The sequence below is a fragment of the Pseudomonas sp. COW5 genome (assembly GCF_026240005.1).
Classification (GTDB): Bacteria; Pseudomonadota; Gammaproteobacteria; order Pseudomonadales; family Pseudomonadaceae; genus Aquipseudomonas; species Aquipseudomonas kribbensis.
In genome coordinates this window covers 1522177-1537950 of sequence record NZ_JAPHVP010000001.1, presented here as the reverse complement: position 1 = coordinate 1537950, position 15774 = coordinate 1522177, and the positions used below count along the sequence as shown (strand labels likewise).

Here is a 15774-nt window from a genome sequence, read left to right as displayed (position 1 = left end):
TGCTCCCAGAATTTTCGGAGCAAGGATGATGTGGACTTCAACGCAGTATCGCAACGTGGTGCGTGGCAGTGCCTGGTATGACTTGATCGTGACAGTGGCGTTTGTCACGCCATGGAGTTTTGCTGTGTTGCATGGGTTGTTGACGGCGTTGAGTCAGGCGCTGAAATTGCCTGGTGAGTTGCCGGCGTTCGAACCTGCGCATCTGTTGATGGCGAATTTGTTCGGTTCGGTGGTGTGCATGTGGTCGGTGCTGCGGATTCGTGATCCGCAGCCGGTTTATGGGCGCTATGACGCGGTGACGCGATTTCTGTTCGCGGCGTGGATGACGTATGCCCTGGCCCACGGCGCCAGTTCGTTGGTGGTGGGTTTCCTGGTTCTCGAAGTGGCGTGGGGCATTGCTCAGGCGTTGCCTGTTCGGTCGCTGTCGCGGGCCGTCACGGCTTAATGTCCGGCCTGCCACGGCTGTCCCAGTGACACCGGCGCATACAACCGCGTACGCACTGCATCCCGCGACAACAACACCAGTACCAGAATGGTCGCCACATACGGCAGCATCGCCAGCAGACTCGATGGAATCGCCAGCCCCAACCCCTGCGCCACCAGGTGCAGGATGCTGGCGAGGCCGAATAGATACGCGCCGAGCAGCAACCGCCACACCCGCCAACTGGCGAACACCACCAGCGCCAGCGCGATCCAGCCGCGTCCGGCGGTCATGTTCTCCGCCCACATCGGCGTGTATGCCAATGACAGATAAGCCCCGGCCAGCCCGGCCATCGCACCGCCGAACAGCACCGCCAATGTGCGCACCGTCAGCACCGGCAAGCCCATGGCACTCGCGGCGTCCGGGTTTTCTCCGACCGCCTGGATGATCAGACCGATACGGCTTTTCACGATCACCCAGGCCACCAGCGCAAACAGCGCGAACGACAGATACACCAGCAGATCCTGAGCAAACAGCATGCGGCCGATCAGCGGGATTTCGCTCAAGTATGGAATCGCCAGCGGCTCGAACCCCGCCAGCGGTTTGCCGACCCACGCCGCGCCGACAAAGGTCGACAGCCCCACGCCAAAAATCGTCAGCGCCAGCCCGGTCGCCACCTGATTGGCGTTGAACACCAGTGCCACCAACGCAAACAGCGACGACAGCAACATCCCCGCAAGCATCGCCAGCACCACGCCGAGCCACAGGTTGCCGGTGTTGAAGGCGACGATGAAACCGATCACCGCACCGAACAGCATCATGCCTTCCTGACCGAGGTTGAGCACGCCGCTCTTCTCGCAGATCAGTTCACCCAGCGCCACCAGCAGCAGCGGTGTGCCGCAACGCACCATGGCGTAGAAAACATTGCTCAGCAGATCGATATCCATCACAGCGCTCCGGCGGTTACGGCGGTGGTTGAAGTGCGCCGCACCCAGCGCAGGTTCAGGCGTGGCCGATAGAGGATCAACACGTCACAGGCCAGCAGGAAAAACAGCATCATTCCCTGGAACAACTGGGTGATCGCCTGCGGCAGGTTCAGCGTCATCTGTGCGCTTTCTCCGCCGATGTACAGCAGCGCCATCAACAGGCTGGAAAACAGAATGCCGATGGGGTTGAGCCGCCCGAGAAACGCCACGGTGATCGCCGCATAGCCATAGCCTGGCGAGACCTGCGGCACCAGTTGCCCGATCGGCCCGGTGACTTCGCAAACACCGGCAAGTCCCGCCAATCCTCCGCTGATCAACAGCGCGAGCCAGATCAGGCGTTTCTCGCGATACCCGGCAAATCCTGCCGCGCGCTTATCCAGCCCGAGCACTTTGATCTGAAAGCCGACAAAGCTTTTCTGCAACAAGACCCACACTGCCACCAGCGCCAGCAGAGCGAAATACACCCCGGCGTGAACTCGACCATCCTCCATCAACAACGGCAGGCGGCTGGCGTCGCCGAACATCGCCGACTCGGGAAAGTTGTAACCGGCCGGGTCCTTCAACGGCCCGTGGACGCAGAACAGCAGCAGGTTCAGCGCGATGTAATTGAGCATGATGCTGGTGAGGATTTCATTGGCGTTGAAGCGCGTGCGCAGCCAGGCGGTCAACCCGGCCCATGCGGCGCCGGCGAGGGTGCCGGTGAGCAGGATCAGCACCAGTGCCCAGCGGCTTTGCATGTCGATGATGTTCACTGCCAGTGCACTGCCGGCCAATGCACCGAGTAACAACTGGCCTTCGGCGCCGATGTTCCAGATCCGCGCCTGATAGGCCACCGCCAGGCCCAGGGCGCAGAGCAGGATCGGCAACGCCTTGACCAATAATTCGGACACGCCATACAAGTCGCTGACCGGCGCGATCAGCAAGGTGTGCAAGGTTTGCAGCGGATCGTGGCCGAGGGCGATGAACAGCAGCGAGCCACAGCCGAGGGTCAGCACCGCCGCCAACAGCGGCGAGCACCACAGCATCAGGCACGATTGGCGGCCACGGGGTTCGAGAGAAAGCAGCATGAAAAACTCCGTTAAACCGCAGCGGGTTGAGGTTGAGGGCTGTGGAACTGGCCGGCCATCCAGCCACCGACATCGCTGATTCGGGTTTGCGCCGTGTCTTGCAGCGCCGACATCCGCCCGCCGCAGAGCGCGCCGAGGCGGTCGCTGATTTGGAACAGTTCGTCGAGGTCTTCGGAAATCACCAGGATCGCCGCGCCGGCATCGCGCAGGGCGATCAGGGCGCGATGAATGACCGCTGCCGCGCCGACGTCCACGCCCCAGGTCGGGTGCGCGGCGATCAGCAGTTTCGGCTGCTGGAGGATTTCCCGGCCGAGGATGAATTTCTGCAGGTTGCCGCCGGACAAACTGCGAGCGCTGGTTTGGGTGTCCGGGGTTTTCACGCCGAAGCGCTGGATGATCTTTTCGGCGAGAGACTCGACGTTGCGGTGCTCGATCAGCCCGTGACTGACCAAGCCTTGTTGAAAGGCTGTGAGCAGGGCGTTGTCCGCCAGGCTCAACTCCGGCACCGCGCCGTGACCGAGACGCTCGGCGGGGACGAATGCGAGACCGAGTCTGCGCCGTGCATCCGGGCGCAGATCGGCCACCGCGTGTTCACCGAAACGAATAGTGGCTGCGACGTTGCGTGGCAGAGTCTGCTCGCCGCCGAGCAATGCCAGTAACTCGTCCTGACCGTTGCCCGCAACGCCAGCGATGCCGACGATTTCGCCGCTGCGCACCTGCAAGTCGATGTCGGTCAACGAACAGCCGAACGGATCCGGGTTGTGCCAATTCAATCCGCTGACCTGCAGGAATGTCGCACCGCCCCTGACCTTCGGGTACTCACCGATCAGCACCGCCGACTCGCCGACCATCAATTGCGCCAGTTGTTGGTCGGAACATTGCGCGGGTACGCAATGCCCTGCCACCCGACCACCGCGCAATACCGTGGCGCTGTGACACAAGGCGCGTACCTCGCCGAGTTTGTGGCTGATGAACAGAATGCTGCAGCCCTCGGTCGCGAGCCGACGCAGGGTGATGAACAGATCGTCGGCTTCCTGCGGCGTGAGCACCGAGGTCGGTTCGTCGAGAATCAGCAGGCGAATGTCCTGCATCAGGCAACGCACGATCTCCACCCGCTGGCGTTCGCCGATCGACAGGCTGTGGACAAGTCGTTCCGGTTCCAGCGCCATGCCATAAAGGTGGGACACTTCGCGGATTTTCGGTTCAAGCTGTTTCGGCGTTCCGGCGGCCGGGCCCATCGCCAGCGCAATGTTCTGCGCCACGGTCAGGGTTTCGAACAGCGAGAAATGCTGGAACACCATGCCGATGCCCAACTGCCGGGCCTGCGCCGGGTTGCGCATGTTCACCGGTTGCCCTTGCCAGAGCATTTCGCCCGAGTCGGGCTGGGTGACGCCGTAGATGATCTTCATCAGCGTGCTTTTGCCCGCGCCGTTTTCACCTAGCAGCGCGTGGATTTCACCGGGGGCGATGCACAGGTCGATGGTGTCATTGGCGAGGCAGCCGGGATAACGTTTGCTGATGCGGCGCAATTGCAGGCGCGGGGTGGACGTCGGGTTTGGCATGACAGGCTCGGGTCGCTTGGAGTTGTGCCTGTGGATAAAGCAATTTCCTGGCCATTGGGTCAGGAACCCGTCAAGCGCTTGAGCGGCAACCCTTCTCGTAGAGCCACGAAGGCAGAACTGCTCCGTTTCGCGGCACCAATTCAGCGCAAAGCCTTTGATCAGGCTCCAGTTTTGCTCGTGAAATTCTGGTTAAAAAACGAGCAATCCCGCCGGAGCCAAGCTGCACCTGTGGCTACGGGAGTCATGAACGGGTTATCCACAGGTTGCTCCACAGTATTTGTGCGCAATCGGACAACCTTGGCATAAGCGCACCGGTGCTATCTCCCAATGGCGATAAACAGATCTAACTGATTGTTTTTGCTTGGAATTAAACTTTTTTCATGTGCTTTGGGCGAAAAGTGTACAAATCGCGCAAAGCCACGTGACAGAAGGGTTACAGCGGTGTGTGCTCAGGTTATCCACAGTCGGGTGCACAGGTGATGTGGGCAACTCTCTGGAATATAGGGATTTGCTCGTGCCCCGAAATATTGCAGGTGTTCAGTGCTGGAGCAGGATGCGTCCACGGCTGAGGTCTGCCAGCTGGTTTTGCAGCAATGGAATCTGCGCCTCACCCACCGCCAACTGTAATTCGACGCCATTGGCGGTGAAGTTTTCCTCCACCACCAGACCGCCGAGATCCGCCACTCGCAACTTCACCAGTGCCAGTTCGGCAAATGCGCAGGCACAACGCAGGGGCACGCGGCTGATCAATTCGATTTTCGGCGCGGCTTGCAGGCACTTGTTGGCGCCGCCGCCATAGGCCCGGGCCAGGCCGCCGGTGCCCAGTTGGATGCCGCCGTACCAGCGGATCACCAGCACCGCGACCTGATCACAGTCCTGCGCCTCGATGGCCGCGAGAATCGGCCGTCCGGCAGTGCCGCCGGGTTCGCCGTCGTCATTGCTGCGGTACTGATCACCGAGTTTCCACGCCCAGCAGTTGTGCGAGGCGTTCAAGTCGCTGTGTTGCTCGATGAAGGCTTGCGCCTCGGCAGGGCTGCCGATCGGTGCGGCGAAGGTGATGAAACGGCTTTTGCGAATCTCTTCGCGGAATTCGCAAAAGTCGCTGAGGGTGAATGGCATAAACGTCTTATAAAGAAGGAGTGAGGCCGCAGCCTTTGAGAATGATGCGGATCAGGTTGTTGCCGGCGTCTTCCATGTCTTGTTTGGTCAACTTGCTGCGACCGCTGACACGGCAGATCTGTGTGGCAAAGTCGGCGTAATGCTGGGTGCTGCCCCACAACAGGAAGATCAGGTGCACCGGATCCACCGGGTCCATCTTGCCGGCGTCGATCCACGCCTGGAACACGGCGGCCCGGCCCTGGAACCAGGCGCGGTAGTCCTGGTTGAAATATTCGGTGAGGCATTCGCCGCCGCTGATCACTTCCATCGCGAAGATTCGTGACGCTTGTGGCTGACGGCGGGAAAACTCCATTTTTGCGCGGATGTAGCGGGTCAGCGCTTCGGCCGGATCGTCCTCGGCCGTCAGGGTGTTGAAGGTACTGTCCCACAGCTCGAGGATGTTGCTCAGCACCGCCACGTACAACCCTAGCTTGTTGGTGAAGTAGTAATGCAGATTCGCCTTGGGCAACCCGGCCTTGGTGGCGATGGTGTTCATGCTGGTGCCTTTGAACCCGTGACGGGCGAACTCGTCTTCGGCGGCTTTGATGATGGTCTCTTCGTTCTTCTGACGAATGCGGCTGGCAGGTTTGCCGCCGTGAGCGGGGACTTCAAAGGTCATAGGCACTTCCGGGTTTGTCTGTGGGGTGCAACCAGTTGCGTTGATAGCGCAACCATCGGCCTGCGACAAGCCCCGGGCAATAAAACGCCGGTCATCAGCGGGTGGCGGCGAGGCTTTCGAGAAAACTTTCGAGCACCAGATGCGGACGCCGGCCCTTGCGGGTGACCGAGGCCAGGCTCAAGTCATAGAACCGCGTGCTGGCTTTGAGCGCACGCAGCCGTCCCTGTTGCACCCAGAGACTGGCGTAGTGATCTGGCAGATAACCGATGTAACGTCCGGTCAGAATCAGGAATGCCATACCCTCGCGGTCGGAGGCGCTGGCGGTGCAATTGAGTGCCTGATAATGCGCCTGGATCTCCGCCGGCAAACGGAAGGTCGGCGCGATGGCGTCCTGACTGTTCAGGCGTTCGTCGTCCAGTTGTTTGTCATCGACGTAAAACAGCGGATGGCCCACCGCGCAATAGAGCAGCGAGCGTTCGCTGTACAACGGCTGATACTCCAGCCCGGACAGCGCACTGGCCTGCGGCACCACGCCGACATGCAGGCGCCCGTCGAGCACGCCTTGTTCGACTTCGTTGGGAGCGATCATGCGGATCTGGATCTGCACGTCCGGCCCGCGCTCCTTCAACTGCGCGAGCGCGTGGGTGATGCGCATGTGGGGCAGGGTGACGAGGTTGTCGGTCAGGCCGATGATCAGTTCGCCGCGCAAGTGCTGGTGCAGGCCGTTGACCTCGGTGCGGAAACTTTCCAGCGCACTTAGAAGCTGCAACGCCGATTGATAGACCTCGCGGCCTTCTTCGGTCAGGGAGAAACCGGCACGGCCGCGCTGGCACAGGCGCAGGCCGAGGCGTTGCTCCAGGTCGCTCATCTGCTGGCTGATTGCTGAGCGTCCGATACCAAGCACGGTTTCCGCCGCCGAGAAGCCACCGCACTCCACCACGCTGCGAAAAATCCGCAGCAGGCGAATATCAAAGTCGCTGACCTGGGCCAGCGGATCGGGGCGGCGGCTGCTCATCTTGTTGTTCTCATTGTTTAGCAAGGTTCTAACTGAAGGTTAGAAAAGTTGGATTTCACCGACTTTATCGGCGTGGCAACTTAGCTGCAACAACGACTTTTATCTCCCTGAAGCTTATTGCCCTGCGAGGTTTTGCCCGATGAACATGCCTGAAAACGCGTCGTCGCCACTGGCCAGCCAACTGAAGCTGGACGCGCACTGGATGCCCTACACCGCCAACCGCAATTTCCAGCGCGACCCGCGTCTGATCGTTGGTGCCGAAGGCAGCTGGCTGATCGACGACAAGGGCCGTAAGGTGTACGACTCGCTGTCCGGTCTGTGGACCTGCGGCGCCGGGCATACCCGCAAGGAAATCCAGGAAGCGGTGGCCAAGCAGTTGGGCACCCTCGATTACTCGCCGGGCTTCCAGTACGGCCACCCGCTGTCGTTCCAGCTGGCCGAGAAAATCACTGACCTGACCCCGGGCAACCTGAACCACGTGTTCTTCACGGACTCCGGCTCCGAGTGCGCCGATACCGCGGTGAAGATGATCCGTGCCTACTGGCGTCTGAAAGGCCAGTCGACCAAAACCAAAATGATCGGCCGTGCCCGTGGCTACCACGGCGTGAACATCGCCGGCACCAGCCTCGGCGGCGTCAACGGCAACCGCAAGCTGTTCGGTCAGGCGATGATGGATGTCGATCACCTGCCGCACACTCTGCTGGCGAGCAATGCCTTCTCCCGTGGCATGCCGGAGCAGGGCGGTATCGCCCTGGCGGATGAGCTGCTGAAACTGATCGAGCTGCACGATGCTTCGAACATCGCTGCGGTGTTCGTTGAGCCTCTGGCCGGTTCCGCTGGCGTACTGGTTCCACCACAGGGTTATCTGAAGCGTCTGCGCGAGATCTGCGATCAGCACAACATTCTGCTGGTGTTCGACGAAGTGATCACCGGTTTCGGCCGTACCGGCACCATGTTCGGCGCTACCACCTTCGGCGTGACCCCGGACCTGATGTGCATCGCCAAGCAAGTCACCAACGGCGCGATTCCGATGGGCGCGGTGATTGCCAGCTCCGAGATCTACCAGACCTTCATGAACCAGCCGACCCCGGAATACGCCGTGGAATTCCCGCACGGCTACACCTATTCCGCGCACCCGGTGGCTTGCGCCGCTGGCCTGGCAGCACTCGACCTGCTGCAAAAGGAAAACCTGGTACAGAGCGTGGCCGAAGTCGCACCGCATTTCGAAAATGCCCTGCATGGCCTGAAAGGCGCGAAGAACGTCATCGACATTCGTAATTACGGCCTGGCCGGTGCGATCCAGATCGCGGGCCGTGACGGCGACGCCATCGTGCGTCCATTCGAAGCTGGCATGGCGTTGTGGAAAGCCGGGTTCTACGTGCGCTTCGGCGGCGACACCCTGCAGTTCGGCCCAACCTTCAACAGCAAGCCGCAAGACCTTGATCGTCTGTTCGACGCGGTCGGCGAAGTGCTGAACAAGCTCGACTGATTTTTCCTTCTATATAGCTACGTAAATAGCAGGCGCTCCTTGCGGGCGTCTGCGCACAAGAATTCAGGAGTTTTCGATGAGCGTTATCCCGCATTTGATCAATGGCGAACTGGTGACCGAGAACGGTCGCGCGGTTGATGTGTTCAACCCGTCCACCGGTCAGGCGATCCACAAGCTGCCGCTGGCCAGCCAGGAAACCATCCAGAAAGCCATCGATGCCGCCAAGGCTGCGTTCCCGGCCTGGCGCAACACTCCACCGGCCAAACGTGCCCAGGTGATGTTCCGCTTCAAGCAACTGCTGGAGCAGAACGAAGCACGCATCTCGCAATTGATCAGTGAAGAACACGGCAAGACCTTGGAAGACGCTGCCGGTGAACTGAAGCGCGGTATCGAGAACGTCGAGTTCGCCTGCGCAGCGCCGGAAATCCTCAAGGGCGAGTACAGCCGCAATGTCGGCCCGAACATCGATGCCTGGTCGGACTTCCAGCCGCTGGGCGTAGTGGCCGGGATTACCCCGTTCAACTTCCCGGCCATGGTGCCGCTGTGGATGTATCCGCTGGCGATCGTCTGCGGCAACTGCTTCATTCTCAAGCCGTCCGAGCGTGATCCGAGCTCGACCCTGCTGATCGCTCAACTGCTGCTGGAAGCCGGCCTGCCGAAAGGCGTGCTGAGCGTGGTGCACGGTGACAAGACTGCGGTGGACGCGCTGATCGAAGCACCGGAAGTCAAAGCGCTGAGCTTCGTGGGCTCGACGCCGATTGCCGAATACATCTATGCCGAAGGCACCAAGCGCGGCAAACGCGTTCAGGCACTGGGCGGCGCGAAGAACCACGCGGTGCTGATGCCGGATGCGGATCTGGACAATGCGGTCAGTGCACTGATGGGCGCGGCTTACGGTTCCTGCGGCGAGCGCTGCATGGCGATTTCGGTAGCGGTGTGTGTGGGTGACCAGGTAGCCGATGCACTGGTGGCCAAACTGGTTCCACAGATCAAGGCTTTGAAAATCGGTGCCGGCACTTCTTGCGGTCTGGACATGGGGCCGCTGGTCACCGGTCAGGCGCGCGACAAGGTCAGCGGTTATGTTGAAGACGGCGTGGCGGCGGGCGCGACCCTGGTGGTCGATGGTCGTGGTCTGAGTGTTGCCGGTCACGAAGAAGGCTTCTTCCTCGGTGGCTGTCTGTTCGACAACGTCACCCCTGAGATGCGCATCTATAAAGAAGAGATCTTCGGGCCGGTACTCTGCATCGTCCGGGTGAATAGCCTGGAAGAGGCAATGCAACTGATCAACGATCACGAATACGGCAACGGCACCTGCATCTTCACTCGTGACGGTGAAGCGGCGCGTCTGTTCTGCGACGAGATCGAAGTCGGCATGGTCGGTGTCAACGTGCCGCTGCCGGTGCCTGTGGCTTACCACAGCTTCGGCGGCTGGAAGCGTTCGCTGTTCGGTGACCTGCATGCCTATGGTCCGGATGGTGTGCGCTTCTACACCCGTCGCAAGGCGATCACCCAGCGCTGGCCGCAGCGTGCGAGTCATGAAGCCTCGCAATTCGCATTCCCTAGCTTGTAAGTAGAAGGGCTGTGCACAGAAGGCCGACCTTTTAAGGTCGGCCTTCTTGTTTTCGGGCTTTTTTGACCGATGTGACAGATTTATGAAAATAGGGGTTGACGGCAGATTCTGAGTCTCTATAATTCGCCCCACTTCCGGCGCAGTCGAAACGGAAAACTCCTTGATATTCAATGAGTTATGTAGGTTTCGATAGCGAGTTGCTTCAGATCATCGAAGCCTGGAAGGAGTTGGAAATGCCGGTTCTTCTGGTGCTTTCAACGGTTCGGTCTTCTCGATCGAAAGTGGAGAAAAAGAGGTGTTGACAGCAGCGTGTAACGCTGTAGAATTCGCCTCCCGCTAACGAGAGATCGGAAGCGCAAGTGGTTGAAGTTGTTGAAGAAATCTTCGAAAACTTCTGAAAATAATCACTTGACAGCAAATGAGGCTGCTGTAGAATGCGCGCCTCGGTTGAGACGAAAGATCTTGACCAACCGCTCTTTAACAACTGAATCAAGCAATTCGTGTGGGTGCTTGTGGAGTCAGACTGATAGTCAACAAGATTATCAGCATCACAAGTTACTCCGCGAGAAATCAAAGATGTAACCAACGATTGCTGAGCCAAGTTTAGGGTTTCTTAAAAACCCAAAGATGTTTGAACTGAAGAGTTTGATCATGGCTCAGATTGAACGCTGGCGGCAGGCCTAACACATGCAAGTCGAGCGGATGAAGGGAGCTTGCTCCTGGATTCAGCGGCGGACGGGTGAGTAATGCCTAGGAATCTGCCTGGTAGTGGGGGACAACGTTTCGAAAGGAACGCTAATACCGCATACGTCCTACGGGAGAAAGCAGGGGACCTTCGGGCCTTGCGCTATCAGATGAGCCTAGGTCGGATTAGCTAGTTGGTGAGGTAATGGCTCACCAAGGCGACGATCCGTAACTGGTCTGAGAGGATGATCAGTCACACTGGAACTGAGACACGGTCCAGACTCCTACGGGAGGCAGCAGTGGGGAATATTGGACAATGGGCGAAAGCCTGATCCAGCCATGCCGCGTGTGTGAAGAAGGTCTTCGGATTGTAAAGCACTTTAAGTTGGGAGGAAGGGTTGTAGATTAATACTCTGCAATTTTGACGTTACCGACAGAATAAGCACCGGCTAACTCTGTGCCAGCAGCCGCGGTAATACAGAGGGTGCAAGCGTTAATCGGAATTACTGGGCGTAAAGCGCGCGTAGGTGGTTCGTTAAGTTGGATGTGAAATCCCCGGGCTCAACCTGGGAACTGCATCCAAAACTGGCGAGCTAGAGTATGGTAGAGGGTGGTGGAATTTCCTGTGTAGCGGTGAAATGCGTAGATATAGGAAGGAACACCAGTGGCGAAGGCGACCACCTGGACTGATACTGACACTGAGGTGCGAAAGCGTGGGGAGCAAACAGGATTAGATACCCTGGTAGTCCACGCCGTAAACGATGTCAACTAGCCGTTGGGAGCCTTGAGCTCTTAGTGGCGCAGCTAACGCATTAAGTTGACCGCCTGGGGAGTACGGCCGCAAGGTTAAAACTCAAATGAATTGACGGGGGCCCGCACAAGCGGTGGAGCATGTGGTTTAATTCGAAGCAACGCGAAGAACCTTACCAGGCCTTGACATCCAATGAACTTTCCAGAGATGGATTGGTGCCTTCGGGAACATTGAGACAGGTGCTGCATGGCTGTCGTCAGCTCGTGTCGTGAGATGTTGGGTTAAGTCCCGTAACGAGCGCAACCCTTGTCCTTAGTTACCAGCACGTTATGGTGGGCACTCTAAGGAGACTGCCGGTGACAAACCGGAGGAAGGTGGGGATGACGTCAAGTCATCATGGCCCTTACGGCCTGGGCTACACACGTGCTACAATGGTCGGTACAAAGGGTTGCCAAGCCGCGAGGTGGAGCTAATCCCATAAAACCGATCGTAGTCCGGATCGCAGTCTGCAACTCGACTGCGTGAAGTCGGAATCGCTAGTAATCGCGAATCAGAATGTCGCGGTGAATACGTTCCCGGGCCTTGTACACACCGCCCGTCACACCATGGGAGTGGGTTGCACCAGAAGTAGCTAGTCTAACCTTCGGGAGGACGGTTACCACGGTGTGATTCATGACTGGGGTGAAGTCGTAACAAGGTAGCCGTAGGGGAACCTGCGGCTGGATCACCTCCTTAATCGACGACATCAGCTGCTCCATAAGTTCCCACACGAATTGCTTGATTCATTGAAGAAGACGAAAGAAGCAGCCCGAAATTGGGTCTGTAGCTCAGTTGGTTAGAGCGCACCCCTGATAAGGGTGAGGTCGGCAGTTCGAATCTGCCCAGACCCACCAATTTTGTGTGGGAAACGCCTGTAGAAATACGGGGCCATAGCTCAGCTGGGAGAGCGCCTGCCTTGCACGCAGGAGGTCAGCGGTTCGATCCCGCTTGGCTCCACCACTACTGCTTCTGAAGTAAGAGCTTAGAAATGAGCATTCCATCGATTTGATGGTGAATGTTGATTTCTAGTCTTTGACTAGTTCGTTCTTTAAAAATTTGGGTATGTGATAGAAAGATAGACTGAACGTTACTTTCACTGGTAACGGATCAGGCTAAGGTAAAATTTGTGAGTTCTCTTAGTTGAGAAATTCGAATTTTCGGCGAATGTCGTCTTCACAGTATAACCAGATTGCTTGGGGTTATATGGTCAAGTGAAGAAGCGCATACGGTGGATGCCTTGGCAGTCAGAGGCGATGAAAGACGTGGTAGCCTGCGAAAAGCTTCGGGGAGTCGGCAAACAGACTTTGATCCGGAGATGTCTGAATGGGGGAACCCAGCCATCACAAGATGGTTATCTTGCACTGAATACATAGGTGCAAGAGGCGAACCAGGGGAACTGAAACATCTAAGTACCCTGAGGAAAAGAAATCAACCGAGATTCCCTTAGTAGTGGCGAGCGAACGGGGACTAGCCCTTAAGTGGCTTTGAGATTAGCGGAACGCTCTGGAAAGTGCGGCCATAGTGGGTGATAGCCCTGTACGCGAAAATCTCTTAGTCATGAAATCGAGTAGGACGGAGCACGAGAAACTTTGTCTGAATATGGGGGGACCATCCTCCAAGGCTAAATACTACTGACTGACCGATAGTGAACTAGTACCGTGAGGGAAAGGCGAAAAGAACCCCGGAGAGGGGAGTGAAATAGATCCTGAAACCGTATGCGTACAAGCAGTGGGAGCAGACTTTGTTCTGTGACTGCGTACCTTTTGTATAATGGGTCAGCGACTTATTTTCAGTGGCGAGCTTAACCGAATAGGGGAGGCGTAGCGAAAGCGAGTCTTAATAGGGCGTCTAGTCGCTGGGAATAGACCCGAAACCGGGCGATCTATCCATGGGCAGGTTGAAGGTTAGGTAACACTGACTGGAGGACCGAACCGACTACCGTTGAAAAGTTAGCGGATGACCTGTGGATCGGAGTGAAAGGCTAATCAAGCTCGGAGATAGCTGGTTCTCCTCGAAAGCTATTTAGGTAGCGCCTCATGTATCACTGTAGGGGGTAGAGCACTGTTTCGGCTAGGGGGTCATCCCGACTTACCAAACCGATGCAAACTCCGAATACCTACAAGTGCCGAGCATGGGAGACACACGGCGGGTGCTAACGTCCGTCGTGAAAAGGGAAACAACCCAGACCGTCAGCTAAGGTCCCAAAGTTATGGTTAAGTGGGAAACGATGTGGGAAGGCTTAGACAGCTAGGAGGTTGGCTTAGAAGCAGCCACCCTTTAAAGAAAGCGTAATAGCTCACTAGTCGAGTCGGCCTGCGCGGAAGATGTAACGGGGCTCAAACCATACACCGAAGCTACGGGTATCACGTAAGTGATGCGGTAGAGGAGCGTTCTGTAAGCCTGTGAAGGTGAGTTGAGAAGCTTGCTGGAGGTATCAGAAGTGCGAATGCTGACATGAGTAACGACAATGGGTGTGAAAAACACCCACGCCGAAAGACCAAGGTTTCCTGCGCAACGTTAATCGACGCAGGGTTAGTCGGTCCCTAAGGCGAGGCTGAAAAGCGTAGTCGATGGAAAACAGGTTAATATTCCTGTACTTCTGGTTATTGCGATGGAGGGACGGAGAAGGCTAGGCCAGCTTGGCGTTGGTTGTCCAAGTTTAAGGTGGTAGGCTGAGATCTTAGGTAAATCCGGGATCTTAAGGCCGAGAGCTGATGACGAGTTGCCTTTAGGCGACGAAGTGGTTGATGCCATGCTTCCAAGAAAAGCTTCTAAGCTTCAGATAACCAGGAACCGTACCCCAAACCGACACAGGTGGTTGGGTAGAGAATACCAAGGCGCTTGAGAGAACTCGGGTGAAGGAACTAGGCAAAATGGCACCGTAACTTCGGGAGAAGGTGCGCCGGTGAGGGTGAAGGACTTGCTCCGTAAGCCCATGCCGGTCGAAGATACCAGGCCGCTGCGACTGTTTATTAAAAACACAGCACTCTGCAAACACGAAAGTGGACGTATAGGGTGTGACGCCTGCCCGGTGCCGGAAGGTTAATTGATGGGGTTAGCTAACGCGAAGCTCTTGATCGAAGCCCCGGTAAACGGCGGCCGTAACTATAACGGTCCTAAGGTAGCGAAATTCCTTGTCGGGTAAGTTCCGACCTGCACGAATGGCGTAACGATGGCGGCGCTGTCTCCACCCGAGACTCAGTGAAATTGAAATCGCTGTGAAGATGCAGTGTATCCGCGGCTAGACGGAAAGACCCCGTGAACCTTTACTATAGCTTTGCACTGGACTTTGAATTTGCTTGTGTAGGATAGGTGGGAGGCTTTGAAGCGTGGACGCCAGTTCGCGTGGAGCCATCCTTGAAATACCACCCTGGCAACTTTGAGGTTCTAACTCAGGTCCGTTATCCGGATCGAGGACAGTGTATGGTGGGTAGTTTGACTGGGGCGGTCTCCTCCTAAAGAGTAACGGAGGAGTACGAAGGTGCGCTCAGACCGGTCGGAAATCGGTCGTAGAGTATAAAGGCAAAAGCGCGCTTGACTGCGAGACAGACACGTCGAGCAGGTACGAAAGTAGGTCTTAGTGATCCGGTGGTTCTGTATGGAAGGGCCATCGCTCAACGGATAAAAGGTACTCCGGGGATAACAGGCTGATACCGCCCAAGAGTTCATATCGACGGCGGTGTTTGGCACCTCGATGTCGGCTCATCACATCCTGGGGCTGAAGCCGGTCCCAAGGGTATGGCTGTTCGCCATTTAAAGTGGTACGCGAGCTGGGTTTAGAACGTCGTGAGACAGTTCGGTCCCTATCTGCCGTGGACGTTTGAGATTTGAGAGGGGCTGCTCCTAGTACGAGAGGACCGGAGTGGACGAACCTCTGGTGTTCCGGTTGTCACGCCAGTGGCATTGCCGGGTAGCTATGTTCGGAAAAGATAACCGCTGAAAGCATCTAAGCGGGAAACTTGCCTCAAGATGAGATCTCACTGGAACCTTGAGTTCCCTGAAGGGCCGTCGAAGACTACGACGTTGATAGGTTGGGTGTGTAAGCGCTGTGAGGCGTTGAGCTAACCAATACTAATTGCCCGTGAGGCTTGACCATATAACACCCAAGCAATTTGAGTCGAAAGGCCAGATTGCGGTGTGTGAAGACGCAAGAACCGAAAGTTCGAGTTCACAAAACACCGAAAACTATCCCATACCCAATTTGCTGAAGCGAGGCCATCCGGTCACGAGTCAGTACCCGAATTTCTTGACGACCATAGAGCGTTGGAACCACCTGATCCCATCCCGAACTCAGAAGTGAAACGATGCATCGCCGATGGTAGTGTGGGGTTTCCCCATGTGAGAGTAGGTCATCGTCAAGATTAAATTCCGAAACCCCAATTGCGAAAGCAGTTGGGGTTTTGTTTTGTCCGC

General features: G+C 57.2%; 9 protein-coding genes, 2 tRNA genes and 3 rRNA genes. 8 read left to right on the top strand and 6 right to left on the bottom strand.

Going from position 1 to position 15774, the window contains the following annotated elements; translation table 11 throughout:
- The first annotated feature begins 28 nt into the window (after positions 1–28).
- On the top strand, positions 29–445 hold the full coding sequence (locus OQ248_RS07030; protein ID WP_265812407.1) for a hypothetical protein: 417 nt from the start codon (positions 29–31) through the stop codon (positions 443–445).
- On the opposite strand, the gene OQ248_RS07025 is transcribed toward OQ248_RS07030, so the two are convergent.
- The 6 genes from OQ248_RS07025 to OQ248_RS07000 form a co-directional block, all read right to left on the bottom strand.
- Positions 442–1368 (bottom strand): ABC transporter permease, encoded by a 927-nt coding sequence (locus OQ248_RS07025; RefSeq protein ID WP_265812406.1) that lies wholly within the window; start codon positions 1366–1368, stop codon positions 442–444. The two genes, OQ248_RS07030 and OQ248_RS07025, sit on opposite strands and share 4 nt — an antisense overlap.
- The gene (locus OQ248_RS07020) at positions 1368–2474 is read right to left on the bottom strand and encodes an ABC transporter permease (protein ID WP_265812405.1); all 1107 of its coding nucleotides are present in this window, start codon (positions 2472–2474) and stop codon (positions 1368–1370) included. The genes OQ248_RS07025 and OQ248_RS07020 overlap by 1 nt, the downstream gene beginning before the upstream one ends.
- An 11-nt stretch (positions 2475–2485) precedes the next feature.
- Positions 2486–4036, bottom strand: a complete 1551-nt coding sequence (locus OQ248_RS07015; protein WP_265812404.1) for an ABC transporter ATP-binding protein — start codon at positions 4034–4036, stop codon at positions 2486–2488.
- A gap of 537 nt (positions 4037–4573) precedes the next feature.
- Positions 4574–5155 carry a YigZ family protein gene (locus tag OQ248_RS07010; protein ID WP_265812403.1) on the bottom strand — a complete coding sequence of 194 codons (582 nt, stop codon included), beginning with the start codon at positions 5153–5155 and terminating at the stop codon, positions 4574–4576.
- A 7-nt stretch (positions 5156–5162) separates the two neighbouring features.
- Positions 5163–5813, bottom strand: coding sequence for a TetR/AcrR family transcriptional regulator (locus tag OQ248_RS07005; protein ID WP_085711287.1), 651 nt, complete (start codon positions 5811–5813; stop codon positions 5163–5165).
- A gap of 94 nt (positions 5814–5907) precedes the next feature.
- The gene (locus tag OQ248_RS07000; protein WP_007958517.1) at positions 5908–6828 is read right to left on the bottom strand and encodes a LysR family transcriptional regulator; all 921 of its coding nucleotides are present in this window, start codon (positions 6826–6828) and stop codon (positions 5908–5910) included.
- A 139-nt stretch (positions 6829–6967) separates the two neighbouring features.
- Here OQ248_RS07000 and OQ248_RS06995 point away from each other — a divergent pair, with 139 nt between their 5' ends.
- From OQ248_RS06995 to rrf, 7 genes are all read left to right on the top strand, one after another.
- Positions 6968–8317 carry an aspartate aminotransferase family protein gene (locus OQ248_RS06995; RefSeq protein WP_265812402.1) on the top strand — a complete coding sequence of 450 codons (1350 nt, stop codon included), beginning with the start codon at positions 6968–6970 and terminating at the stop codon, positions 8315–8317.
- Between the two features lie 76 nt (positions 8318–8393).
- Positions 8394–9887 (top strand): CoA-acylating methylmalonate-semialdehyde dehydrogenase, encoded by a 1494-nt coding sequence (locus OQ248_RS06990; protein WP_085711290.1) that lies wholly within the window; start codon positions 8394–8396, stop codon positions 9885–9887.
- Between the two features lie 633 nt (positions 9888–10520).
- Positions 10521–12057 (top strand): 16S ribosomal RNA (locus OQ248_RS06985).
- A gap of 81 nt (positions 12058–12138) precedes the next feature.
- Positions 12139–12215, top strand: a tRNA-Ile gene (locus tag OQ248_RS06980).
- 30 nt (positions 12216–12245) lie between these two features.
- A tRNA-Ala gene (locus OQ248_RS06975) sits at positions 12246–12321 on the top strand.
- A 245-nt stretch (positions 12322–12566) separates the two neighbouring features.
- Positions 12567–15457 (top strand): 23S ribosomal RNA (locus OQ248_RS06970).
- Positions 15458–15606: 149 nt separating this feature from the next.
- Positions 15607–15722 (top strand): 5S ribosomal RNA (rrf, locus tag OQ248_RS06965).
- Together the 16S, 23S and 5S rRNA genes with 2 tRNA genes alongside form the textbook arrangement of a ribosomal RNA operon.
- The last annotated feature ends 52 nt before the right edge of the window (positions 15723–15774 follow it).